Below are 24,720 nucleotides of genomic sequence, written 5' to 3'. Positions count from 1 at the left end.
TCAATGGTCATTAGATGGAAATGCGTATGAAATGGAATAAACTGTTTACTCTTATATTCGTCTCCCTGTTCTGGGCTTGTTCCGACGGCGATAAAACTGCTGGCGGCACTACAGAAGATGCGGGAATTATCGCGGATTTGAACGTAGCGGGCGTTACACAAAAAGGACCGTTTGTTAAAGGTTCTGCCGTGACTGTGCAGGGGATTGACTGTAAGACGATGGAACTGACAGGCGAACGTTTTGAAAGTACGGTCAAGAGTGACAAGGGCGACTATGATGTTTCAAGTATAAACTTGTCTTCGCCATGTGCCGTTTTTGAAATTTCCGGATACTACCTCAACGAAGTTACAGGAGTGAAATCTGCGGATAAGATAACACTTCGGACGATTACAAACCTCAAAGACCGCAAGAACGTAAACGTCAACGTGCTCACTCATTTGGAATATGACCGCGTGATGAACCTTGCTGCTGATAAAGAAATGTCTTTTGCGGAGGCGAAGGCGCAAGCCGAAAAAGAAGTCCTCATGTCGTTCGGTATGGCGAGTGCGATGGACGAAAATCTCAAATTCGAAGAATTGAATATCTTTGAAAAAGACGAAGAAAATGCGGCACTTTTGGCGGTGAGTATTCTTTTGCAGGGAGATGAAGATGTGGGTGTACTTGTGAAACGCTTGGAGAAGTTTGCCGATGACTTTGCTGAAGACGGTGAATGGAATGATAGCGAGATAAAAACAGAAATTGCAAATTGGGCTGTTGCTGCAACGACGAGTGGTAAGCTTGATTCCATTCGCAAGAACATCGAAAGCTGGGGATACACCGATGAAATCCCGTCGTTCGAAAAACAGATTGAGAATGTTGGTGTCACCCTGAGCGGAGCCGAAGGGTCTAATGGCGTTGTTGCTGCGACTCCTTGCAAAACCGATAGCACGGACACGTGCGAATATGGAGAACTTACCGACGAACGTGACGGACAAGTTTACAAGACCGTAAAGATTGGCAATCAGGTTTGGATGGCCGAAAATTTGAACTTCAAAACAGAACTCAGTAATTGCTATAAAGATCAGGATTCCAACTGTACTAAATATGGTCGCAATTACGATTGGTCTGCTGCTTTAGATGCGTGCCCCTCTGGTTGGCATTTGCCTACGGATATTGAGTTGAGAGAACTTGTTTCGGCTGTGGGCGGTGATTCGATAGCTGGTAAAGTGCTAAAGTCTACTAATGGTTGGAACGATGGTTTCAATGGCTCGGATGCTTATGGATTTTCTGCAATTCGTGCTAGCTATGATAGTATTGACGTTAGCGAGGTCGAGTCGTTTGCGTATTTTTGGAGTTCATCTGAAAAGTTAGATGTTTGTGCGAATAGTATGAGTTTGATTGGCGCTTCTGATTCTACGGAAATAGGTTGCCATGATAAAAATTCCAGAATTTCTATCCGTTGCCTCAAGGATGGCGAAAATGGACCAGAAGAAATTTATGGCACCTTGACGGATTCTCGTGATGGACGGACTTACAAGACTGTAAAAATTGGCAGTCAGATTTGGATGGCTGAAAATCTGAATTACAAAACGGATAACAGTTATTGCTATAACGATAGCATCAGTTATTGTGGAAAATATGGTCGCCTTTATACTTGGTCTGCTGCGATGGATAGCGCTGGCGTGTGGAGCGATAGTGCAAAAGGCTGTGGCTATGGCGTTATGTGCTCGCCGAAATACGCGGTGCAGGGAGTTTGCCCTGCAGGTTGGCATTTGCCAGATACAACAGATTGGCAAACTTTGATAACGGCTGTTGGAGGCTGGGAAACTGCTGGTAAAAAACTCAAGTCAATAGCAGGTTGGCTTTATTTTGAAAGTACTGATGATTATGGTTTTTCTGCTTTGCCGGGTGGCTTTTTGTATCGCAGTGGCACGTATGATGTTGTTGGTAGTACGGCTTACCTTTGGACTTCTACAGAAAATGCAGAAAGGAATTTTCACGCCTACAGTATTATGATTGCAAGTGATGGAATTGATTCTTTTAGTGATGGTTTTAAGGATAACGCTTACTCTGTCCGTTGTGTCAAGAACTGAAATTAAAAAAGGAAAATATCTAGAGTGTTTAAAAAGGAGAAATTTAATATGCGTAATTATTTGTTTTTGAAATGGGATAAAGTTTTTGCGTTTTTTTCAATTACTGCTATGTTCTGGGCTTGCTCCGATAGCAACGATATTGTTGGTGCTTATGAAATTTCATCCGGTTCCGAAATTGAATCTAGTAGTAGTTCGGTAACGTTGAGCAGCAAGGCGGAATCCAGTAGCAGTTCGTCTGGCGCTGTCATCCCGGATTCCGTTCCGGGATCACCTTCTAGTAGTAGCAAGGTGATTGCTTCGTCGTTATACTGTTTTGAGAAATGCCTAGATTGGAGTATTCCAAAAGAAGCTTACTTGAATCCCGATATTAAGTATGGTGAAATGACGGATTCTCGTGATGGTCAAGTCTATAAAACCGTGAAAATTGGCAATCAAGTATGGATGGCTCAGAATCTGAATTATTTTACTTCGGATTTAAGTTATAGAGCTACGTGTCATGGAATTGAGCAGCATTGTGATGTCTCTGGACGTCTTTATACTTGGGCTGTTGCTATGGATTCGATCGGTCATGCGAAGGCTGGTGAGTACGCTTGCGGTGATGGTAAAGTATGTCCATTTACCAATAATTATCAGGGGATTTGTCCAAATGGTTGGCATTTACCAACAAAAGCGGAATTTGATACTTTAGTTGCTACTGTTGGAGGCGTTTCTGCTGCGGGAAAAGTCCTTAAGTCTCAGGCTGGTTGGAATAATGGAGGAAATGGTTCTGATAGGGTTGGTTTTTCGGCGATGCCGGCAGGCGAACGATTTGATGAGCCTGGGACTTTTCGTGGTGAAGGGTTGACTACGGAATTTTGGAGTGTTACTGAATATTATTCCGTGGGCGCGCAGACTTTAAGATTGGGGTTTCATACCGATGAGGCTAAGATAGATTACAATCTTAAGCTTCGGTCTTTGTCTATTCGCTGCATTAATGACGATGGCGTTATTTAAGTGCTGCTGAAGGTGGAGTTGATGGTGCAATTGGTTTTTGTTTAGATTATAGTGATTATGCTCCTGTTTATTTGCCGTATGAAAAGAGTGCCGGATACTCTATCCGTTGTATCAAGGATTAAATTTAAAGTTGGATGAGAAATAATATGAATTTAAAAAATGTTGTTCGAGTTTTGTTGACCGTGCTTGCGGTGCCTGCGTTTGCCGCAAATGGCTCCATGAAGGGCGATGGCTCTGCTGAAAATCCTTTCCAGATTGAGGATTACGAAGACCTCAAGGCGATAGGCAAGAACGCCTATCTTTATTCGTCAAATTACATCGTGACAAAAGATATTGATGCGTCTGCTTCGAAGAAAGAAATGTGCAATCAGGATGGTTGCAATGGTTTTATTTCCATTGGCTTGAACGCTGATGCTGCTGGTAATTCGGAATTTACCGGAAGCATTGATGGTAAGGAACATAACATTCGTGACTTAAGGATTTGGCTCCCTTGCGTACATAAAATCGGTTTTATTTCGGTCTTGAAAGGAACTGTATCGAACTTGAATTTTGATGGTTTGAGTGTTCTTGGTGGTGCCGATGATGATCATGACCCGACTTCGTATTATGTTGGTGGCTTGGCGGGCCAGGCTTCGCATAGTACTATTGCCAATGTCCATATTACACGTGCTCAAGTTCAGGGACAAAGCTATGTGGGCGGGCTTGTTGGCGAAATTGATGATGGAGACCATACTGACATCCGTCATTCTTCGTATCAAGGCGCAATCAAGGGTAAAAGAAAGGTGGGGGGCTTGGTCGGATATTCGTCGGCGCTTATTTCCCAGAGTTTTGCTGATGTCGAGATTTATGCATATACGGAAAGTCTAGATCGTTCTCGTTATGGCGAAAAAATAGGTGGACTTGTTGGTGAAAGTCGCGGAACTTTACAAGAATGCCATGCGACCGGGATTATTGTACCGATGGAATGTTTGAGTATTAGTCAAGTTGGTGGACTTGTTGGGTATAATAGCTCGGCCATTTGGCGAAGTTATGCTTCGGTAGATATTGGTGAATCTCCAAACGGAAATTGTGCGTTTAGTGATGAAATCGGAGGCTTGGTTGGAATAAATAAATCACACATTGAAGAATCTTTTGCAACGGGTAGTGTTGCAGGAAAGACGGATTTAGGTGGATTGGTTGGACGCAACAATGGTGGGGGCATCATCAATTCTTATGCAATAGGAATGGTGAAATCGAGATTAGCGTCAGATGTGGATTATTTTGACATTGGTGGTTTGCTCGGAAGTGGCGGAAATGTTTTTACTAGCTATGCTGTTGGAAAGATTGAAGTTAATTCGAATGGTTCCTTGAAAAGGGTCGGTGGCTTGGTTGGTGATGGAGATGCCGATAGTGCTTCTTATTGGAATATTGATTTGTCGGGTCTGGAATCTTGCGCTGGTGGTGTAGGGCTTTCTGATTCTGCGATGATGAAGTTTGCGAGTTTTGTTGGCTGGGATACGCTAGTCTGGGGTATCGATGAAGGTAAATCATACCCTTACTTGAAACATGTTGCTGGCAATTTTGGTACTGGTGTAATTGCAATCCCCACTAGTGCTGATTGCTGGACGGAAAAACCGGTTGTGGCTGCAAAAAACGATGTGGGGCATGAACTGGTTGGAACGTGGTTGCGTTGGAACCGATTGAATGATAAGAAAGATTCTATCTACTATGGTTATAGAATTGGCTATGTCGATGGCTCCGATACGGTGTGGGGTACGACAAGCTACATGGCTGTTCCGAATATCATCAAAATTGCGTCTTTAGATGATTTGAAGAAAATTGGCAATGAAGCTAGTCACCCGTTATGGGCTAATTACGAACTCGCGGATGATATTGATGCTTCTGCATCAGACTTTGTACCTATTGGCTCCGAGACTGCGGTGTTTTTAGGAACGTTTGACGGAAAGAATCACACCATCAAGAACTTGACGATAGAATCGAGCTATGGCTCGGTGGGGTTATTCGGTTATGTGCAGGGCGCAACGATTAAGAACTTAAGGTTCGAGAATGCAAAAGTTTCTGGGGCTTGGAATGTCGGTGTCTTGGCTGGCGAAATGTATGGTTCCGTAGTGACCAATGTTGTTTCGTTAAACGGCGAAGCGCATGGAATAAGAAATGTGGGTGGCCTGATTGGTTTGTCTTATGAGGATAGCCTTGACGTGATTGCCGCTACTGGAAATGTCAAGGGTGGTAAAAATGTGGGTGGCGTTGTTGGTAACTTCCATTATTCTGTTTTGCATGATGCATTCTCGATTAACATTGTAAAGGGGCGTGAGGTTGTTGGTGGACTTCTCGGTTTTGTTGCTTTGAGGTATTATGTCGAAGACCCTGCAATTCATCGTTCTTATTCTGCAAGTATCGTAAAGACTCCTGAAGATAATAGTGGTGAATACGAAGGCTATGGCTTTGCCAATATGTGGACTGGAGCTGCGGATTCGACAAACTGCTTCTTTGATAGCACTGTTGTTGGACACGTTGATGCCGATGGCGGCGCAAATATGAACGGCCTTTCGACTGCAGAAATGCTCAAGCAGGCGACATTCAAGGACTATGATTTCGAGACTGTGTGGGAAATCCAGGAAGGAAAATCTTACCCGTACTTCAAGGGAATGGACCCGATGCTGCCGAGCATGATTAAGGATGATGGTTCTGTAAATTTCTTGCTTGGTGAAGGTACAGAAGAAAGTCCGTATCTTATTTCTAGTTACGATGACCTCAAGTATATTGGCAAGTATGAGTACAAAACAGACCTTTATTACAAACTTACAGATAATATTTATGTATGGGAAAATGAGAGAGAAGACTGCAACAGTGACGGAACGGAATGCAAGGGCTTTAAACCGATTCCTGAATTTAGTGGTGTCTTTATAGGCAATAATAAAATGATTACAGGCCTATATATCAATCGTCCAGATGAAGAATCTGTGGGACTTTTCCGTTCGCTTTCGCCGAAGGCCAAGGTAACGGGCTTGATGTTGGATTCTTTGGTTATCAAGGGCAAAAACTATGCGGGCGGTTTGGCTGGCGTTGACAAGGGAGCCTCGATTGAACGTGTGTGGATTTTTAATTCTACAATTCAAGGAAATAGTTATGTTGGGATGCTTTTTGGTTCCAAAAAGGGTGGCTCCGCAAGTCAAGTTATTGCGGATGGAAATGCTATAGGCGAAAAATATGTAGGGGCAGTTGCTGGAGAATCTCAAAAAGCTTCATATATGAATGATATTGCTATGGCAACGGTGACAGGCGAATCTTATGTTGGAGGTATTTCTGGAATAGATTCTGCATCTACATATAAAAACCTTTATGCTATTAGTCATGTACAGGGGAATTCTAAAACGGGAAATCTAGTTGGTTCTAGTTCGGGTTCAACTTTTACTTCTGTTTATTACGATAAGGAAGTTTGGCAGTATAATCAAAGTTCTGTTGGTAAAGCTTTGACTACCGCAGAAATGCTGGATGTTTCCTCGTATAAGGACTGGGATTTTGAAAATGTATGGACAAAAAAAGATGCAGATTATTATCCACGACTTATTTGGGCTGGTACAGATGTCCGTCCTGTACGAGATGGTGAGCGTGAATTAAAATATGAAATGAAAGGCTCTGGTACAGAAAAGGATCCATTCCTTGTTAAAACATACGATGATTTAAAGGTTATTGGTTATGGAAAATATAAAATGTCTGCAATCTATAGCCTTGCAAATGACATTGATGCGTCTGCATCGCTAAATGAAGAGTATTATATACATTATGCAGATGGGTCTTCTCGGTGCTCTGTGTGGCATGGATTTGCGACTATTGGTACTTATCGAGATAATTGTCGTAAGCTGTTTGGAGCTTTGTACGATCGTGATGGGGAATCGACTTTTACGGGCGTGTTCCATGGAAATGGCTATTCGATAAAGAATTTGCATATGGGTAATGTGGGACTGTTCAGAACGATTGGCGAAGAAGCGAAAGTTGACAGCTTGAGCATTGTGCTTACGGACAGTTCTCGCGTATTTGGGATACTTGCTCAAAAAAATTATGGCCTTGTTAATGCGGTCCATGTAAAAGGTCCTATAGAAAGAGCGGGTCTTGTTTTCGAGAATAATGGAACTATCGTGAACAGTTCGACTACTGTTGTTAAAGGCTCCATAAGTGGTGCAGCCCTTGTTTACGAAAATAACGGCGTTATAGAAAACTGCCATACTACGGGAGCCTTTATTTTCCATGGAGGGAGAAGAAGCGGCTTAGTGGATACTAACAAGGGGACTATTATAAAATCGTTCGCTATGATTGATTCAACAGATGCTTTGGTTTACGAAAACTATGGGACTATTGATAGAGCTTATATCATTGGATATGAAAACGATGTTTTTGTCAATCAAAACAATAAATCCATTGAAAATTGCTATGCTATAGGGTTGCAATATTTTGTTTATACCAATAGACCTGAAAATGAGAAGGATGGTATCAAGAATAGCTTTATTGCTAGCAATTCCTGTCAATTTAATTATCACGCCCTGAATGATTCAAAAACGTTTGAAAACGTATTTTTCGAAACATCTTCAAAATTTTGTTATATCGAAGATGAAAAATATTATGGCCAAGCTCTTGATTCTATCGGAATAAGAACGAAAAATAATTTTACTGGGTTTGACTTTGAGTCAATTTGGGATATTAAGGAAGGAATTACTTATCCGATGTTGCGCGGTTTGCCAAACGTGTTTTATGCAGGTAAAGTTGACTTGAAGTACGATGCAGATAAGTTTAAGGTTAGTGCGGTTCGTGCTGATTTGCAGAAAAATGCGATTGTCTTCGATCCATCTTATACTTTGGTTGTCAAGTTCGACTCAACGAGCGAAAAATGCCTTGATTCGCTGGAAAAGGCAGGGGCTGTCGCTTCAGGGAACTTCAATATTGATTATCGCGTGGGGATTGTATTTGCGGGCGATACTATTTGGAGTGATGCTGCGCAGACAAAGCTTACTTTGAATGGCTCCGTAAAAATGATTGCACAGAAATCTCGCGGTCGTTTTAATGTTGCTCTCAATGGAAATCTTGTGTCGCTTCGCTACGAATTGCCGAAATCGGGTAATGTAAAGTTCTCGCTCGTCGATATGCAGGGGCGTGTTGTGCGGGCTTTCGACCTTGGCCGTCGTGCGACTGGCTCGCATTTCGAAACGCTTGATGTTGCGAAAATTGCTCACGGGCGTTACATAGGAATTTTGCAGGTTGGCGGCAAGGCGACCGAAAAAGTGATGCTCCTGAAAAAATAGTTCTCTAATTTTTTGATTGACGATTCGATAGATCCGTGGGTTAAATAGCCTGCGGGTCTTTTTTTCAAGATATTGCAAAGTGAGGTCAAATTGAGTAATTTTAGTTCGAGGTATCTTATGACTGTAGATATGAGCGATTTTGATAAGTCTATGGAGTTGGCGAAAGCGTAAGCGCAAACTCATTTTAGTGAATTAAATGCCGGTCCTTGTGGCCGGTTTTGTTTTTTTATGAGATGTTCCTGCGATTTGGAGCGTGGGCAATATCAAAAACAAAAAAAAGACCTCGCCGAAGCGGGGTCTTTTGCGGGTGGATGACCGGACTCGAACCGGCAACATCCAGAATCACAATCTGGGACTCTAACCAATTGAGCTACATCCACCATGTAGCGAGACCAAATATAAAAAAGCCATCCCAAATTTCAAGGGATGGCGACAACTTTTTTTCCAAAAAACTTGTTTTTAGGTGCAAAAGTTACTTTTTCTGCATGATTCTGAGGAAGTTGGCACGCTTGAAGTCGTTCCTGTGTTCCATGCAGAAGCGCGGGTAAACGTACTGCTTCGGGAAAATGCGGATAGTGAAGGTGTTATCGCAACCATCGAGGCAGCACTTGAATTCGAGGTCCATGGCTTCCGTATAGTTGTGGCGGAAGATGATGTTCTTGGATTCGATGTTCTCGATGTCCTTCTTTTGCTTCTGGCGCTGCTTGATGTCGCGGTGCAGTTCGCAATACTTCGCAATCGGGTGTCCCCAGAATTCGCGGCCGCAACCGGGTTCCTGACAGACTTTGAGCTTGATGCGTTTCTTCTTTTTGTACTTAGGTAATTGCATAGTGACCTCAATTAGCTGTAAAGATAATAAAAAAATGGGGGCTTTGTAAAAAAGTTCGTTTTTGTGAGGGGTGTTTTAGTCCAAATTTGCGAAAAAAGCGTGTTATATAAGTAGAAACGGTAAAAAGGAGCGTTTATGAATCTTTTTTGGACTTTGGTTGTGGCTGTATCGATGGTTCTCGGCGGCTGCATGTACGTGAGTGAATCGGCGGAGAGGGAGTCGACCTTGAATGTTACGGCAATCGATGTAGGGCAGGGGCTTGCGGTGCTTCTGGAATGGGACGGTCGCTACGCCATGTACGATTTCGGGCCCGATTCGGTTGGCGTGGTGGATTCGCTTGTGGCACGAGGGGTCGATACGCTTGACTGGGTAGTGCTGAGTCATTTCCATCGCGACCATATTGGGGGCTTTATGGAGCTTCCGGGGCGGGGCGTATTTGTGCGGCGGCTTTACGTGGGGGCCGACACGTCTTGCGGTTTCTTTTGCGACAGTGTGTTGCGGGTGGCGCGTTCGATGGGGAGCTTGATAGATACGCTATTGCGAGGCGAGAGCGTAAGTTTTGGGGAGGGGGTTAATGGCTTGACTGTTGGCGGGAATGTTGTTGCAGGGGCGGAATGTGCACTTGATGAATGCCCGCGGTTTGATGTGCTGTGGCCAACACGGTACACGCGGGTTGGCGAGAATCGGGCGAGCATGGTGTTGCTTGGACGGTTGGGCGTAGGCAAGTTGCTTTTGACGGGGGACCTGGATTCGGTGGGGGAACGGCAACTGCTCGAGATGAATCCGACGCTTTCGGCGGAACTTTTGCAGGTGGGGCATCACGGGTCGGCGGGGAGCAATACATTAGAATTTTTATCGCGGGTGTCACCGGAATATGCGTTTGTGAGCGTCGGGGCAGGGAATCGCTATGGACATCCGGTGCCATCTGTTGTTCGTAAACTGAACTTGGTGCTCGGGGATTCTGCAAGGCTTTATCGCACTGATTTGCAAGGTTCCATCCGCTTCGAGCTCTCGCCTAGCATGGGTGTGTTTGTGCCGTAGGGGTACATGTCATTCCCGCCACCGAGCGGGAATCGCCATCTCGTCATCCTGAATGAGCATGTCATTCCGCATTCGTCATCCTGAAGGAACGAAGTGACTGAAGGATCTAGTTATTTTTTATATTGTTTCACCGCATTTTGGGTATTCGCGAGATTTTCGAGGGTTATGGTTCACAAGATTCACATTCCGGTGATGGGCATTTGCTACACGGCCGATACGCCTGTTCGCGTGGCGCATTTGGGCATTACCTCCGTGATTTCGCTTGTGGATGATGGCCTCCTCGAAGAATACCGCATGGCTTATGCAGAACGGCTCGGGCTTGATTTGGGCTCCCCGCAGACAACCCGCATTGGGCGCATTCGTTCGTATTTGGATTTTGTGGCGGACGAAGTGGATCGCAAGTTTACGAGACTTTGTGCGGAACGTTTTGATGGCGGTAGCGACAAGGACCTTTATTTTTTGATGCTCCCGTTAGATTCAAGGCTCCGCGTAGAGTATGATGGCATCTTTGCAAAGACGGGGCTTGCCCGCATTGCGGCCGAGGCGGCACTTACCGAAAAAATGGAACCGGGTGAAATCCAGGCGAACATCATGGTCGGCCTCAATCATGACGAGGCTGCATTCGATGCGGTTCGCGGTTTTGCGGTTTCGAAGGTGAAGGGCTCGCTTGTTCTGAGTGCGGGCGTGAACTTGGCTGTGTTTGAGGAAATTGCAAAGTATAAGGATTTTTATAGAACTCGTGACAAGGCTCCAACGAAAAAGATTATTCTGAAAGTCTCGGATTACCGCTCGGCGCTTGTGCAAGGGCGCTATTTGGCGAAGAAGGGTTTGGAAGTTTACGAATACCGCATTGAATCGGGCGTGAACTGCGGTGGTCATGCGTTTTTTGAGTCCAAGAAGTTGTTGCTTGATGTTGTTCAAGAATTTGTTGAAAAGCGCAAGGAACTTTTTGAAACCACGCGCTCGATGATTGCGAAGTTTGCGCAGTCTGCTGAAAATGCGACTTTTTCTGCGGATGAAACTGCCGCACGGTCTGCAGGTTCGAATGTGCCTGTTCAGGGAATTGTTCCGCCGGCGGCGCCGGCGCGGATTACCGCGCAGGGTGGGCTTTGTACCCCCGAAGACATTGAAAAAATCATGTCGCTTGGGATTGATGGCGTTGGTGTCGGAACTCCGTTCTTACTTGTACCCCAAGCGACAAGCATGGACAAAGCCACCCGCCGCATGCTTGCGGCCGCGACGCCGGAAGATGTGTACATCAGCCATGCATCACCGCTCGGAATCCCGTTTGTGAATTTGCGCACTTCGACAGCAGCAGAACTTTGCCGTAAAAAAGTCGAAGAGTTTTTTGCGCCAGAAAGCGAAAAGTTTGGATTGCCGGAATTGAAGCCGGGATTCCCGTGCCGTCAACATTATCTTTGTCAAAAGATTCCGGGTTTTGACCATCCCGTGTGCAGAGCTTCCCGCGAGTATGTTGTGTGGCGCCTCGCGGAAATTGACCGCTTGGAAAAGGAAGAACTCGCGGCATTTTGTCGTTCGTCGTTGGATCCTATCGCCTCCGGCTCCAGGATGACGTGCGGAATTGACGATCAAAAGGATTGTCATTCTGGAGGGAGCGTCGCGACCGATAGAATCAATAACGAACAAACGAACTGTCATTCTGGAGGGAGCGTCGCGACCGATAGAATCCATACAATTCACGAAAAGTACAATGCGCTCCGTCGCGAGACTCTTTCTCGCGAGTGCATCTGCCGATTCCTCGGAAATGCCGGCCGCGAAGAAATTCGTGAGAAAAATCCCTCGCTCCATTACCAGCCGGAATGTGTCGCCGTCGCTCGTGGCTCGCAGCCCGCTCGCACTCGCGAACCGGTCACCATTTGCCCGAATCCAGACATTGGCTATTTTGACCGCGAATATACGCTGTTCGAAATGATGCGTCATCTCTACGGTACCGGTCCGCGGTTGACTCCCAAAGACAAACCAAGCGCATTTGAGGTCGAAGAAAAAATTTTGAAATCAGTAACTTTAAAAATGTAAAGCTATTTTTGCGATTTGATGTTCCTTTCACCCCTGAATTATCATATTTTTTTTGTGTGCCGTGAAATGTTTCAAAAATTCCAAAAAAGACAAAGTACTCCCTACACGCAAGGGCCGGATTTTGCGACGGGATGGGGGCGTATTGATGCCAAGGCTGCTTTAGATATGATTGACGGCTATGATTCAGACTCGAAAACTTTTGATAAATTCTGGGAATTCAATATATACAATGGCGTACAAAGGCGTTGGACGGTACAGGGCTTGAATTGGTTAATAAGAGGGTGCTGCAAGTTCTTTTTCCGCCGTACCAGAAAAAGGAGTGAAATGTGAGAAAGATTATAATTACTTTGTTGATTCTTTTATGTTTCACCGCTTTTGCTAAAACTTGGGAAGGTGATTTACAAGTATGTCATGGTGTTACAGAAGGTTTCTGGTTCCCGGACCATAAGTGGACCGATAAAGGCGATCCATGGATAAAACCGTTCCCTTATATGGGGAAACTTCAGGACTTTGAAAATTCTGGATTTGAATTTAATTTTGATGTACTTGGGCTCTGTTTAACATGTGAAATGTTGAATTTCTTGCAATTAAATTATTACCCTCCAACAAGAGATTCTATTTATTTTTTTATAAGTTGTTTAAACGATTCTTTAGTATATGATTCATTAGAACATAAGGTTGTGAAAAAGGAATTTTCATTTGAAAATTTTTCAATCAATGACTTTGCGTTGCTGTATTCTTTAGATAATTTTTGTTATAATGGAGATGAGGGAATATATTTTATTTATAAAAAATACAGCGATAGGTTTGAATACAATGCTTTGTGCAATATGCTGACAGGGGATAAATCGTATGCTATCCAATGTGAATTTCAAGATGATGGAACACTAAATTTTGACAAATTACCAGATTTTAGAGCTGTTCCCGAAAATTTTTGTGAAATGTATTATCAAAAAATGCTTCCTGTCCGTAAGCCGTTAAAGAATTTTTTTGCAAATCAGCCTTCTTATAAAATCAACGGCACCCCAGCATCACAAGGCTCGTCAAACATTATCATCAAGAACAACCAACCCACACTTCAACTCAAAGAGAATTGATGTCGTAAAAAATAGCACTGGATCCTTCAGCCCTACAGGCTTCAGGATGACATCTCTAGCCTCTAATCTTTAGCCTTTAATCCCTAACTCTTAATCCGCAAATCCGATTCTTGCCTGGAAGTGACATTGTGTCATGTCATCGGCGTTCATTCCGAAAAAGTAGGCGTGGTGGTTCGTGTTCTTGAACCTTACGATATTCACTTTTCCACCGAGCGGAATTTGTGTGATGTAATTTATCTGTATCGAACGGATCCTTCTTGTTCTGAGTTCATCCGGATCGAGTGAGTCCATTACCCATTCTACATAGCGGCAGTGGTTCACATGCTTGTTCATGTCCAGGTCGCTGTATTTTGCCGTTTCCTGGGCGATAACCTTTGGCTCCACTTGCGGATCAAGAATATCCATCATTTCGGGGAGTGCGTTCTTGCCCGGAATCAGCGGAATGGGGTATGGCGAGTTGGCTGGATTTTCGGCCTTGCCAGTTTTCATGTTTACCAAGAGCCACGAAGAGGTGGCCTGCGCAATGGAATGTCCTTGTGCGTCGAGAATAGAATAGTCTTTAAGACAAACTTTATCCTTGATGATTTCTTTTGCCCATGTCGAAATAGAGAGCTTTTCGCCCCAGACCGGGTGGTGGAGCAATCGAATTTTCATACGCGTGATGACTGTGGTGTAACCCGCCTTCATCATTTTCCAAATGCCAAAGCCGTTCTGTTCGGCATCGGCGATAGCGGTTTCTTCCATGAACAGGAAGAGATTTGAAAGTTTGAGTCGGCTGTGGTGGTCGCAGTCCGAGAAACGTACTTCAAAATTTTTGGTTGTGACTTCCGGTTCCATGTTGTTCCTCACGTTGTTGTTTGTTTTTCGCTCCGCTTTGGATGCGTCCGAAAAAACAGTGTATGATAAAAATGTATAATTTTTCTCGTATGAACGATTTTCAATTTCGCCCTAGTTTTATTCAGCTCCCAGCTTACCATTCTTTTGAGGGGTCTCTTTGCCTGCCCGGCTCCAAGAGCATCACGAATCGCGTTTTTTTGATTTCTGCACTTGCCGAGGGGACGACCCATCTTAAAAATTTGCTCAAGAGCGATGATACCCGCTATATGGGTGAGGCTTTGCAGCGTCTGGGCGTGAAAATTGATTTTACGGACGATTACAAGGATGCAGTTGTCGAAGGCCATGGTGGTCCGTTTGACGGTCCGAGCCCGGCAATTGAACTTTTCCTCGGGAATGCCGGTACTGCAATGCGCTCGTTGACGGCGGCGCTTTCGCTCGGTTGGGGCAAGTTCATTTTGCGTGGTGAAGAACGTATGAGTGAACGCCCGATTCGCGATCTCGTGGATGCGCTCCGCACGCTTGGTGCAGATGTCAAGTATCTGGAATCCGAAGGATATCCACCGGTGCGAATCAAGGCCGATGGTCTTGAAGGCGGTGACGTGAGTGTTCGCGGAAACATCTCGAGTCAGTATCTTACGGCGCTTTTGATTTGTGCCCCGTACTGCAAGACTCCGCTCCACATTCATGTGGAAGGCGAACTCATTTCCGCTCCGTATATCGAACTTACGATGGATGTGATGAAACGTTTTGGCGTGGTTGTCCGTCACGACGATTTGAGAGATTTTTATGTGCCGCAGGGTCATTACAAGTCTCCTGGCGAATTCTTTGTCGAAGGCGATGCCAGTTCTGCAAGTTATCCGCTTGCGGCTGCTGCGATTGCCAAGGGCAAGGTTCGCGTGCTTGGCGTGGGTAGCCAGAGCCATCAGGGCGATGTCGGCTTTGCGAAAGTTCTCGAAAAGATGGGCGCAAAGATTGAGATTGGTCCGGACTGGATTGAATGTGACGGCCGCGGTTGTGAACTCAAGGGCCTCGACATGAACTTGAACGACATTCCTGATGCGGCGATGACGGTTTCTGTGCTTGCGCTATTTGCAAAGGGGACGACTACGATTCGTGGCATTGGCAGTTGGCGCGTGAAAGAGACCGACCGCATTGCCGCTATTTCGGCGGAACTTCAGAAGGTTGGCGCGCACGTAGTGGCCGACATGGATACGATTACGATTGAACCGCCCGAACAGTTGCAACCGGCAACGATTGAAACCTACAACGACCACCGCATGGCCATGTGCTTTAGCCTTGTCTCGCTCGGTGGTGTGCCTATGAAGATTCTCGATCCCGCGTGTGTGAATAAGACTTATCCCCATTTCTTTGAAGACTTCGGAAGACTCGCTCAATGATTGGACTCGTCAAGAAGATAGGACATGCTGGTTTTGCACGGCTTGCACTTTGTGTGGGCTTGATGCTTGGAGCTTTCACGACCGAGGCCGCGGCTGCAGATACGCTTTCGATTTGGGTCATGGACAATGGGCTCGGGTCGAAAAATGCAATGAACCGGCTTGTGAAAAAGTTCTATCGCGAGACGGGTATTCCGGTCAAGTTGACTTCTTTGAGCTGGGGCGAGGCGTTCAACAGAATTACGCGCACGTTTGCGGATTCGAACGAGATTGCTCCTGACGTCATTCAGCTTGGTTCCACGTGGGTTCCGCATTTTGCGTCGATTGGCTACATCCGCCCTATTGATTTCATGATGGCGAAAATTGATTCGGCTCGATTCTTGGGTGAAGGTCTTCGCAGTTCGCATATTTCAGGGCGCCCCGGAACATACGCTGTGCCGTGGTTCATTGATGTTCGCGGCTTTTTTGTGAACGAACGTATTTGGCAGGAACTGGGTTTCGATGATTCTGATTTTGAATCGTACTCGCATTTCCTTGGCGTTCTGAAGACGATTGCAAATACCGACTTGACCACTGAAGCTGGTGTCAAGGTCACGCCTTTTGCGCTCCCCGGCAAGAATGACTGGGCGGGGCAGCAGTGCATGGCTCCGTTTGTGTGGAGTCATGGTGGTGATTTCGTAGTGCCGGCAGGCAAGGGCTATCGCAGTGCTCTCTTGGATTCGAATACGCTTGTCGGGCTTGCTCTTTATGCAACGATTATGGGCGATGCCCAGATGGCGCCCCATAGCTTGTATGAAAATTCCTCGGACAATGCCGATGGCTTTGTGCGTGCGGAACGCGTCATTCATTATGGTACATCGGAACTGATTAAGCAATTGGATTATCCGGTAGAAGTCGGAGGCCTTGCTAATTCTGCAATTGCAAAAGATGGTATCAAGGTCTTGAATTTGCCGTCGGGCACGCATGGTCGATTCTCGTTCATGGGCGGTAGCCATTTGGCGCTTGGCCATAAAAAGGATTCGTCAAAGTACGCGCTTGCAGAACAGCTGCTTGCTTACATGCTCCGTGCAGATAACATAGATGCCTTCTCTCGCCAGGTTGGATTCTTGCCTGCAGACAGAAGTATCCTCCACATTTGGAACCGCGATTCCCGCTATTCTAAGCTTGTTGCAGAATTGGAACATAGCCGCAGTTTTCCGAATATTCCAGAATGGGGCGAGATTGAAAATGTCTTGATTGACCTTTCAAATAAAATGGGTGCCTTGTTTGCAAGTACAAAGCATAAGAAAAAACGCAGTGCGGCTCTAGCCCAGATAGTTTATGATGCAAATGCCCGGATTAATGAAATACTTGCTTATTCCGATAGCTTGAATTATGCCGAAAAACTCCATTGGGTCCAGCGTTTCTTCTTGGAAGATTACAAAGAAACTTATCCTAAAAATGCGGCGAACTTGATTGGACGAAATGAAATGCCTACGGCCGATGAAATTAAGTATAAATTCGTTTCGTCTAAATTCTTGTTTGCTTCTATTGGTGCGGGATTTTTAGTACTTTGTGTAATTGTTGTTTGCGTTGTAAGACGAAGGAAAAATAAATCTCGCTGATGAATAAGGTGCTTAAAATTGCTTTTGGGTTGCTGCCGTTCTTGGTTGCACCGCTGTTTGCTCATGTGAATGTGGCTTCGTTTAAGACCTATGTGGACTCACTTCTTCCGGGGACTACATTTGGCATGTCTTTGCGCTCTGTGAAAATGGGCAAAGAAATCGGCAACATCAATGGCGATGAAATGTTCACGCCGGCAAGTACGCTCAAGACTTTGACGACTGCCGCTGCAATTCATTTTTTACCGCTCAATTACGAACCGAAAACCGAAATAACGGTATTTGGCGACATTAAAAAGCGCACGTTGACCGGCTCGCTCAAGATTCGTGGCGAAGGTGACCCGAACATTTCGGCGCGCTATTACGATGACCCGTTCTACATGCTGAATGCCATGGTGGATTCCGTTCGTGCGATGGATATAGATACCATCGTAGGCCAAATTGATTTGGATACGAGTTATTATAAGGGCCCGTGGAAAGCTGAAAACTGGCGCCGCAACTTTTATGATTCTTGGTATGGAGCTGAAATTGGTCCGCTCGGGTTCAATGACAACTGTGTGACGATTCGTTTTTGGCCGGGGTATTTCCGTGGCGATACGGCGGTTGTTTCTATCCAGCCCGATGTAGGCTACGTCAAGGTTATAAACAACTTAAAAACGGTCAAGGGCAAGAAAAAGAAATGGGTCTATGGAATTGACCCCGACAAGTCTATCATTACGCTTGGCGGAACGATGGGCGAAGATTTGGATTCGGCAAGCATGGTGCTCCCGATCCGCAACCCGATTGGCTATTTTAGGGCGGCGTTCATGTACGCGCTCAAGAACCGCGGAATCGTTTTCAAGGAAGGCAAATCGAAGTCGAATACGGAATTGAAAAAGTTCTCGTTCTCGTCTGCTCCTTTGTTGAGTATTCTGGATGAAATCAATCAGCGTAGTCAGAATTTCCATGCCGAAACGTTGCTCAGAAATCTTGGTGCGCAAATTTCTGGCGAAGGCAGTGTCGAAGGTGGCCGCAAGGCCGAACGCAAGTTCCTTTTGGATATGGATCTCAACCCGACCGATTTTGATGTCTGGGATGGAAGCGGCCTTTCTCCGGAAAACAAGGTAAAGCCTTCTACCGTTTCGAAGATGCTTGCGAAAATGGCTCGCCATCCGAAGGGCAATTATTATATCAATAGTTTTGCAAGTCCTGGCGTGGGCTCCGGTGCAAAGCGCATGCTGAATCTTGAAGCTCCATGGCTCACGCGATTCAAGACGGGCTACATTGCCGAAGTCCATGCGTTGGTAGGTTATATCTATACGGTAGATGGCGATACGCTTACCGCATCCATGTACCTGAACGGCACGAACACCAATCCAGATGCCAAGAGCAAGGATGTCCTTGATACGCTCTGGATGCGGTTGATTAGTTATACCAATAATAATTACAATTCCCTTTTGCAAATGAAAAACTTGTGGCTGGATGCCCAAGGTGTTAGCGGACTCAACAAGCGTTTGGATTATTTCTCGAAGCGTTTGATTGGAACTCCTTACAAGCTTGGCCCGATGGGTGAAGGTCATTTAGATACGGTTGAAGATAAACCGTTAGTTTATCTTGACTCAGTCGATTGCGTGACGTACTTGGAACATGTTGTTGCCCTTGCGATGGCAAAAAGTGAAAAGTCCTTGTACAGACAGCTGCAGCGCCTCCGCTACAAAGGAAGCAAGGTGAGTTTTTTGACGCGTAAACATTACCTGCTCGAAGATTGGGTTGGCGAAGGTAAGTATGCAAAGGTCATTCCGATGGAAGGCGAGGTCTCGGTAACGCGCACCATGCCCAAGAAGGAATTTTTCAAGAATCACAACATAACGTACACGGGCAAGGAAACTCCGATCAAGATTCGCTATATGCCGTTGGACAAGGCTATTGAAATGGCGAAGAAAACATACAAAGGAACAATGAAAGTTCTCGGCGTTGGGATTGTTGGGACGTCCGACAAGATTGACTTGACGCATACGGGCTTTGTGATTTTCTATCCGGGACAAAAGCCGGTGCTGCGTCACGCCTCATCGCAAAAGAAGCAGGTCGTAGAAGTTCCGCTCGCCGAATACCTCCAAACCCGCAAAATCCCCGGCGTTACTTACTTCAAGTTTATACAGCACTAGAGCAGTGAATCGAGCGCGACGATGGCGACGAGGCTGTGCTCGCTTTCGTCCGATTCAAAAATCGTCCATGCGTCCGGTTCCCAGCCGTAGGCATTCATCGTGAGTTCATTGCCCATTGCGATTTCGGCGGCTTCGACTTCTTCCCACTTGATGTTTCCGGCGGGCGCCTTGTAGTAGCGCAGCATGCCATTGCTGTCCATCATTTCGGGGTAGTTGTCTACGAGTTCGTAAACGCAGTCTTTGTAGCTCTTTCCGTTCACGCGGATGACTTGGTACGTTCTGTTGTCCTTAAGAAATTTTGCTAGGTCGCCATGGTGCATGTCGATTTTTGCACTTTTGCTAAAGAATGTCGTGAGTTCGCGGAAAACATCCGAATCTTCATCGAGAAGCGGTGCGAGTTTTTTGATAAGCGTTTTTATTTCTTCAGGCATGGTCAAAAAATAAGAAATTTGTATTTTACAGACGTGGCGCGGAACGGAGAGTCTTAAATTATGCTTGTTTTGGATGCATTTTTAAGGTATATGTCCTGACTGCTAACCACTATTTACTAGTCACTTTTTTATCTTTATGGCGAAAAAGGGCTCCAGGGAAGTACCTTGGGGCAACCGTTTCGATTGTCAAAGAATAAAACGAAGGATTTATGGCAAATCGTGTTGTTATCGGCTCCCAGTGGGGTGACGAAGGAAAAGCCAAGGTTGTTGATTTCTTAACGCTCGATGCAGATATTATCGTGCGTTTCCAGGGCGGCGCAAATGCCGGCCATACCGTGGAAGTAGGCGACAAGAAGTTCGTATTCCACTTGATTCCCTCGGGCATTATGCACCCGGACAAGATTTGCGTCATCGGTAACGGCGTTGTGCTCGACCCGATCCAGACATTGAACGAAATTGCAGACCTCCACACGAAGGGCATCAACCCGGAAGGTCGTCTGTTCATCGCTAACAACGCACACGTCGTGCTCCCGTACCACTCCACCTTGGATAAGGCCAAGGAAAAAAAGGCTGGTAAGGCTGCTATCGGTACAACGGGTCGCGGTATCGGTCCGTGCTATAGCGACAAGGTGAACCGCATTGGCGTGCGCGTGGGTGACCTCATGGACGAACGCGAACTCCGTCCGCGTGTCGAAGCCATGGCCAAGGTTCACAACGAAGAATTCAAGGTGATGTACGATGTTCCGGAAATCGATCCGGAAGTGGTCATCAAGGACTACCTCGAACTAGGCCAGAAGATCAAGCCGTTCGTTGCCGACGTGAGCGAAATGCTTTACAAGGCTTTGAAGGAAAACAAGCGCCTCGTGTTCGAAGGTGCTCAGGGTACAATCCTCGACGTCGACCAGGGCACTTACCCGTTCGTGACCTCCAGCAACACTGTTGCCGGTTATGCAAGCTGCGGCGCAGGCATTGGCCCCACGGCTATCAACCAGGTTGTCGGTGTCGTCAAGGCTTACACGACCCGCGTGGGTAACGGTCCGTTCCCGACGGAACTTTTGGACGAAACGGGCGACACGCTCCGCAAGATCGGTAACGAATACGGTGCAACGACCGGTCGTAACCGCCGCTGCGGCTGGTTCGACGCTCCGGTGGTTCGCAAGGCTGCCATGGTGAATGGCCTCACGCACCTCGCAATTACCAAGCTCGACGTGCTCGATACGTTCGATACCATCAAGATTTGCACTCACTACGAATGTGATGGCGAAAAGATCGAAAACTTCCCGAACCAGCTTTCCAAGGTCGGACGTTGCGTGCCGGTTTACGAAGAAATGCCGGGCTGGAAGTGCGATACTACCAAGTGCCGTAAGCTCGAAGAATTGCCGGCTAACGCTCGCAAGTATCTCGATCGCATGGCTGAACTTGTTGGCGTGAAGATCGGTATGATTTCTATCGGTGCTAAGCGCGACCAGAGTATCGTCGTTGATCTGGACTAAAACAAAAAAAGGGGAAAATAAAATGGATATGACCGCAGTTGATTTGTTGAAGGGAGTTGAACTCTTCTCGGAGCTCAACGAAGAACAGTTGGGAATGATTGCCAATCTGGTAATCGTTAAAAACTTCAATCGCGATGAGACTGTGGTCTTGGAAGGTGACGATTCCGTACAGGCTTTGTACTTAATCGCCACCGGCTCCGTGCAAGTCTATATGACGGGCATCGATGGCCGCGAAACCATTTTGTCTTTCCTTGAACGCGGGGACTTTTTCGGGGAGATGTCGCTCATTGACGGCGAACCCCGGTCTGCCTCCGTCCGTACGGTGACTGATGCAACTTTGCTTGTCATTCACCGTGAATCTTTCCTTAGCTTGATTCGCAAGACTCCCGAAATTGCAATGGCGCTCATGAGCGAACTTTGCAAGAGACTCCGCAAGGCGAACAAGCAGATTGGCTCGCTTTCGACAATGTCTGTATCCGGCCGCGTGGCAGGAACGCTTCTGAACTTGATGCAGGAACGCGGTGTCCGCATCCATACGGACAACGGAAACATGGTGACTGTTATCCATAACCGTCCGACGCAGCAGCAACTTGCCGATATGTCGGGAACGACTCGCGAAACGGTAAGCCGCATTTGTTCCTTGCTTGTCAGGGCGAACGCCATTGCGATGACCGGCAAGGATATTGTCATCTTTGACGAAGATGCGCTCCAAGAAAAAGCTACTAAGGGCTAAGCCCGACAAGAATTGTTATGAATAAAATAAAATCGATTTGGAATAAGATAAGGCAAACAGCTTTTTTCAAGGCTTTCGTCATTTGGATTGTTGTTGTTGTCGCGCTTGTCTTTATGGTCGATAAGCTTTTGATGCCTGCATTTGCAGGTGCATTCGCCCGTACAGGTGAAGTTCCGAATTTGGAAGGCCTTTCCGAAAAAGCTGCAGAAGCGGCTTTGACTTCGGCTGGCTTTAAGTACGAATGGATAAAAGAAGGCCGCTACAGCACGCAGGTGCCTGCAGGTATGGTGCTTGTGCAAATGCCCAAAGCTGGCCGCACTGCAAAAATTGGACGCACGGTAAAGCTCACGAAAAGCCTCGGTCTCCGCAAGGTTGTTATTCCTGATTTGCGTGGCAAGAGCCAAAAGCAAGCCGATATTTCGCTTGCCCGAGCTGGCCTTATTCAAGGTGAAATTGTGAAGGGCGCCCACCAGAGTATTCCGCGCGGTGTCGTGATTCGTACAATCCCGATTGCTGGCGATACCGTTCGTGTTGGCGATACGGTGAAGGTCGTGATTTCTGCCGGCGTTACGACAGGTCGAATTTTGCTCCCCAATTTCGAAGGAATTCTCATGGATGAAGTTTATCCGCAAATGGATAGGCTTGGTTTTAAGGTTGGTTCTGTAAAGCGTCAAAAGAATGAAGAAGGCGCACGTCCTGGTTCTGTTATCGAAACGTCTCCGAAATACGGTGACTATCTGAAGCCGGGTACTCGCGTAAACTTTATTATTGCTGACTAAGATATTTTTGGGAGTTTGTAATGCGTCATGTACTTTTTTCGTGGGTGCTTTCTTTGGGAATGGCGGCTTTGTGCGCCTGTAGCTCTGCTCCTGCCAAAAAGAGTGACGTTGATACAAAAACTCTAACCGCAGCTGATTCAGCCTTGGTGAAAAAAGTCGCCGAGGATGTCGATTCCAAGCAGCCCAAGGTCGAGGTAGATCTCGAAGCCGCCCATGAGTTTTTCTTCCTTGCAAAAACCATGGAAATGCGCGGTGAACATCGCCAGGCGGATTTCTTTTGGAAACAGGCCTACAAGGCCGATCCGACAAGCCGCTATTTGGGATTTGGCGTTGCCGAACGTCTAGTTGCCGCGGGCGAAGATTCGCTTGCCCTCGTCGAAGCAAAAAAGGCTTCCAAGCTCAAGGGTAAACGCACTGCTGCTCAGTATGCTTTGCTTGCACGTCTTTATGTAAAGGCGGGCGAAGTTGATTCTTGCCGCAAGTATTTTGTGATGGGCCTTGATTCCTCGCGCTATCAGGACATGGGCCTCCTTTATGATTATAGCTTGTTCCTTGAAATGGTTCGCGATGAAAAGGAACTTGTTCGCGTTTACGACTTGCTTTTGCCCAAGGTCAATTACATTTCCACATTGTTCCAGCGCCAGCTTTCGCTCCTTTTGGACATGGGTCGCGATTCTGCAGTTGTAGAACTTTTCGGAAAGGCTCATGATGCTACTGGCGACAAGCAAATGCTCTTGCAGAAAGTTCGCGGTCTCATGGCAATGAAGCGCTTTAAGGAAGCTGTTGCTGTTGTCGATACGCTCACAAGTGCAAAACCCGAAGATGAAGAAATGACGATTATGGTACTTTCTTCGATTCCTGGGGACAGCGCCTATGCCTTTGCTAAAAAGAAGTATTACGAAGATGGCGTGCGTACGCCTGCGGTTTTGTGCTTTATAGGCCAGTACGAATACGATATCGACATGCGCGACAGCGCGAAGGTGCATTTGCTCGCATCTGTCGATAAACTGCAAGGGCAGCCGAAATATGCAAACCGCGCTTACCTTGGACTTGTGAATATTTTCGCAAGCGAGCAGAATTATGCAGAGGCTATCAAGTATGCCGAAAAGTCCGACTCCGTATCGAACGGCGATACCAGAATGTTGCTTGCTTCCGTGTATGCTCTTGCCGATAAATACGAAAAGGCTTTCCCGCTGCTCGATTCTCTCATGACATTTTGGGAAACGTGGAAACCGCTCCCTGGCGTTGTGGATTCTGCAAATCTCGTGCAGATGAAGAACGAAGCGCAAATCAAGTACTTGCAGGTTTTGGACATCTATTCGAGAGCGCTTATCGGTGAAGCTCTGGACATTGAAAAGGATTTGCGTGCCGATTCTGCGAAAAAGGCTCGTGCAGTTGAAAACCGCACAAGAGCAGAATCCATGCTCGAAAAGTTCTTCGCAAAGGATTCTTCGTATAGCCGCGTGCGCCTTTCGATGGCGATGAACTTGGAACGCCTCAAGCGCTATGACGAATCGTTCCGCCATTTTGAAGCGTTATTGAAACTGCCTGAATTCTCGCCGCACGAAATGGCTTCGACTTTGAACTATTACGGCTATTCGTTAATCGAAATCAACCGCACTCCTGCCGAAGTCGAGAAGGGATATAAGCTTGTGCTCGAAGCGCTCACGCTTGAAAAAGATGGCGAAGGCAAGGACGCTTATTTGGATTCCAAGGCTTGGGGCTTGTACCGCATGGGCCGCTTTGACGAAGCTTACCAGACGATGCAATTGATTGACAGCAAGAAAATGAGCCGCGACGATGTGTTCTGGGAACACTTGGGCGCAATTCAAGAAGCTCTTGGCTTAAAGAAAGAAGCCCGCAAGTCGTACAAAAAATTGCAAAAGCTGAATCCGAAGCACCCCGCTGTATTGAAGTTCTTTGGCAAAAAGAAGTAGGTTCG

16 protein-coding genes and 1 tRNA gene are annotated in these 24,720 nt (G+C 46.4%); 13 read left to right on the top strand and 4 right to left on the bottom strand.

What is annotated here, in order from left to right; translation table 11 throughout:
• The first annotated feature begins 26 nt into the window (after window positions 1–26).
• From BUQ91_RS13555 to BUQ91_RS13545, 3 genes are all read left to right on the top strand, one after another.
• Window positions 27–2,072, top strand: coding sequence for a fibrobacter succinogenes major paralogous domain-containing protein (locus tag BUQ91_RS13555; protein ID WP_254842367.1), 2,046 nt, complete (start codon window positions 27–29; stop codon window positions 2,070–2,072).
• Window positions 2,073–2,120: 48 nt separating this feature from the next.
• Window positions 2,121–3,065, top strand: a complete 945-nt coding sequence (locus BUQ91_RS13550; RefSeq protein ID WP_074209653.1) for a fibrobacter succinogenes major paralogous domain-containing protein — start codon at window positions 2,121–2,123, stop codon at window positions 3,063–3,065.
• 146 nt (window positions 3,066–3,211) lie between these two features.
• Entirely contained in the window at window positions 3,212–8,362 is a 5,151-nt protein-coding gene (locus BUQ91_RS13545) for a M26 family metallopeptidase (protein ID WP_074209652.1), read from the top strand.
• Between the two features lie 306 nt (window positions 8,363–8,668).
• On the opposite strand, the gene BUQ91_RS13540 is transcribed toward BUQ91_RS13545, so the two are convergent.
• Together BUQ91_RS13540 and BUQ91_RS13535 are read right to left on the bottom strand one after the other, a co-directional pair.
• A tRNA-His gene (locus tag BUQ91_RS13540) sits at window positions 8,669–8,742 on the bottom strand.
• A 92-nt stretch (window positions 8,743–8,834) separates the two neighbouring features.
• Window positions 8,835–9,191: a hypothetical protein gene (locus tag BUQ91_RS13535; RefSeq protein ID WP_072829633.1), complete on the bottom strand. Its 357-nt coding sequence runs from the start codon at window positions 9,189–9,191 to the stop codon at window positions 8,835–8,837.
• 135 nt (window positions 9,192–9,326) lie between these two features.
• Between BUQ91_RS13535 and BUQ91_RS13530 the strand changes: the two genes are divergently transcribed.
• The 3 genes from BUQ91_RS13530 (at window position 9,327) to BUQ91_RS13515 (ending at window position 13,366) form a co-directional block, all read left to right on the top strand.
• Window positions 9,327–10,232, top strand: coding sequence for a ComEC/Rec2 family competence protein (locus BUQ91_RS13530; RefSeq protein ID WP_074209651.1), 906 nt, complete (start codon window positions 9,327–9,329; stop codon window positions 10,230–10,232).
• 165 nt (window positions 10,233–10,397) lie between these two features.
• Window positions 10,398–12,269, top strand: a complete 1,872-nt coding sequence (locus tag BUQ91_RS13525; RefSeq protein ID WP_074209650.1) for a nitronate monooxygenase family protein — start codon at window positions 10,398–10,400, stop codon at window positions 12,267–12,269.
• A 326-nt stretch (window positions 12,270–12,595) separates the two neighbouring features.
• Window positions 12,596–13,366 carry a hypothetical protein gene (locus BUQ91_RS13515; RefSeq protein WP_074209649.1) on the top strand — a complete coding sequence of 257 codons (771 nt, stop codon included), beginning with the start codon at window positions 12,596–12,598 and terminating at the stop codon, window positions 13,364–13,366.
• 90 nt (window positions 13,367–13,456) lie between these two features.
• Here BUQ91_RS13515 and BUQ91_RS13510 read toward each other — a convergent pair whose 3' ends face one another.
• Window positions 13,457–14,203, bottom strand: coding sequence for an acyl-[acyl-carrier-protein] thioesterase (locus BUQ91_RS13510; RefSeq protein ID WP_074209648.1), 747 nt, complete (start codon window positions 14,201–14,203; stop codon window positions 13,457–13,459).
• A gap of 89 nt (window positions 14,204–14,292) precedes the next feature.
• Here BUQ91_RS13510 and aroA point away from each other — a divergent pair, with 89 nt between their 5' ends.
• From aroA to dacB, 3 genes are read left to right on the top strand one after another with little or no spacing between them, the layout of a single operon-like run.
• Entirely contained in the window at window positions 14,293–15,600 is a 1,308-nt protein-coding gene (gene aroA / locus BUQ91_RS13505) for a 3-phosphoshikimate 1-carboxyvinyltransferase (RefSeq protein WP_074209738.1), read from the top strand.
• Window positions 15,597–17,201, top strand: coding sequence for an extracellular solute-binding protein (locus tag BUQ91_RS13500; RefSeq protein WP_074209647.1), 1,605 nt, complete (start codon window positions 15,597–15,599; stop codon window positions 17,199–17,201). The genes aroA and BUQ91_RS13500 overlap by 4 nt, the downstream gene beginning before the upstream one ends.
• Window positions 17,201–19,342: a D-alanyl-D-alanine carboxypeptidase/D-alanyl-D-alanine endopeptidase gene (gene dacB, locus BUQ91_RS13495; RefSeq protein WP_074209646.1), complete on the top strand. Its 2,142-nt coding sequence runs from the start codon at window positions 17,201–17,203 to the stop codon at window positions 19,340–19,342. Before BUQ91_RS13500 ends, dacB begins: the two co-directional genes overlap by 1 nt.
• Here the strand turns inward: dacB and BUQ91_RS13490 are convergent.
• Window positions 19,339–19,773 carry a hypothetical protein gene (locus BUQ91_RS13490; RefSeq protein WP_074209645.1) on the bottom strand — a complete coding sequence of 145 codons (435 nt, stop codon included), beginning with the start codon at window positions 19,771–19,773 and terminating at the stop codon, window positions 19,339–19,341. The genes dacB and BUQ91_RS13490 overlap by 4 nt on opposite strands.
• 209 nt (window positions 19,774–19,982) lie before the next feature.
• Between BUQ91_RS13490 and BUQ91_RS13485 the strand changes: the two genes are divergently transcribed.
• The 4 genes from BUQ91_RS13485 to BUQ91_RS13470 are packed head-to-tail and all read left to right on the top strand — an operon-like array spanning window position 19,983 to window position 24,715.
• The gene (locus BUQ91_RS13485; RefSeq protein ID WP_072829615.1) at window positions 19,983–21,266 is read left to right on the top strand and encodes an adenylosuccinate synthase; all 1,284 of its coding nucleotides are present in this window, start codon (window positions 19,983–19,985) and stop codon (window positions 21,264–21,266) included.
• 22 nt (window positions 21,267–21,288) lie between these two features.
• A complete protein-coding gene (locus tag BUQ91_RS13480) occupies window positions 21,289–21,999 on the top strand; it encodes a Crp/Fnr family transcriptional regulator (RefSeq protein WP_074209644.1) in 711 nt (236 codons plus the stop codon).
• A gap of 17 nt (window positions 22,000–22,016) precedes the next feature.
• Window positions 22,017–22,778 (top strand): PASTA domain-containing protein, encoded by a 762-nt coding sequence (locus BUQ91_RS13475; protein WP_072829611.1) that lies wholly within the window; start codon window positions 22,017–22,019, stop codon window positions 22,776–22,778.
• A 20-nt stretch (window positions 22,779–22,798) separates the two neighbouring features.
• Window positions 22,799–24,715, top strand: a complete 1,917-nt coding sequence (locus BUQ91_RS13470; protein ID WP_074209643.1) for a tetratricopeptide repeat protein — start codon at window positions 22,799–22,801, stop codon at window positions 24,713–24,715.
• The last annotated feature ends 5 nt before the right edge of the window (window positions 24,716–24,720 follow it).

It is taken from the genome of Fibrobacter sp. UWB11, assembly GCF_900143015.1.
Classification (GTDB): domain Bacteria; phylum Fibrobacterota; class Fibrobacteria; order Fibrobacterales; family Fibrobacteraceae; genus Fibrobacter.
This window is presented reverse-complemented; position numbering and strand designations above follow the sequence as displayed.

What these genes read in the sequence shown, in the direction of transcription:
- BUQ91_RS13555 (WP_254842367.1), top strand. Translation starts at nt 27, where the DNA reads ATGAAATGGAATAAACTGTTTACTCTTATATTCGTCTCCCTGTTCTGG.
- BUQ91_RS13550 (WP_074209653.1), top strand. Translation starts at nt 2,121, where the DNA reads ATGCGTAATTATTTGTTTTTGAAATGGGATAAAGTTTTTGCGTTTTTT.
- BUQ91_RS13545 (WP_074209652.1), top strand. Translation starts at nt 3,212, where the DNA reads ATGAATTTAAAAAATGTTGTTCGAGTTTTGTTGACCGTGCTTGCGGTG.
- BUQ91_RS13535 (WP_072829633.1), bottom strand. Translation starts at nt 9,191, where the DNA reads ATGCAATTACCTAAGTACAAAAAGAAGAAACGCATCAAGCTCAAAGTC.
- BUQ91_RS13530 (WP_074209651.1), top strand. Translation starts at nt 9,327, where the DNA reads ATGAATCTTTTTTGGACTTTGGTTGTGGCTGTATCGATGGTTCTCGGC.
- BUQ91_RS13525 (WP_074209650.1), top strand. Translation starts at nt 10,398, where the DNA reads ATGGTTCACAAGATTCACATTCCGGTGATGGGCATTTGCTACACGGCC.
- BUQ91_RS13510 (WP_074209648.1), bottom strand. Translation starts at nt 14,203, where the DNA reads ATGGAACCGGAAGTCACAACCAAAAATTTTGAAGTACGTTTCTCGGAC.
- aroA (WP_074209738.1), top strand. Translation starts at nt 14,293, where the DNA reads ATGAACGATTTTCAATTTCGCCCTAGTTTTATTCAGCTCCCAGCTTAC.
- BUQ91_RS13500 (WP_074209647.1), top strand. Translation starts at nt 15,597, where the DNA reads ATGATTGGACTCGTCAAGAAGATAGGACATGCTGGTTTTGCACGGCTT.
- dacB (WP_074209646.1), top strand. Translation starts at nt 17,201, where the DNA reads ATGAATAAGGTGCTTAAAATTGCTTTTGGGTTGCTGCCGTTCTTGGTT.
- BUQ91_RS13490 (WP_074209645.1), bottom strand. Translation starts at nt 19,773, where the DNA reads ATGCCTGAAGAAATAAAAACGCTTATCAAAAAACTCGCACCGCTTCTC.
- BUQ91_RS13485 (WP_072829615.1), top strand. Translation starts at nt 19,983, where the DNA reads ATGGCAAATCGTGTTGTTATCGGCTCCCAGTGGGGTGACGAAGGAAAA.
- BUQ91_RS13480 (WP_074209644.1), top strand. Translation starts at nt 21,289, where the DNA reads ATGGATATGACCGCAGTTGATTTGTTGAAGGGAGTTGAACTCTTCTCG.
- BUQ91_RS13475 (WP_072829611.1), top strand. Translation starts at nt 22,017, where the DNA reads ATGAATAAAATAAAATCGATTTGGAATAAGATAAGGCAAACAGCTTTT.
- BUQ91_RS13470 (WP_074209643.1), top strand. Translation starts at nt 22,799, where the DNA reads ATGCGTCATGTACTTTTTTCGTGGGTGCTTTCTTTGGGAATGGCGGCT.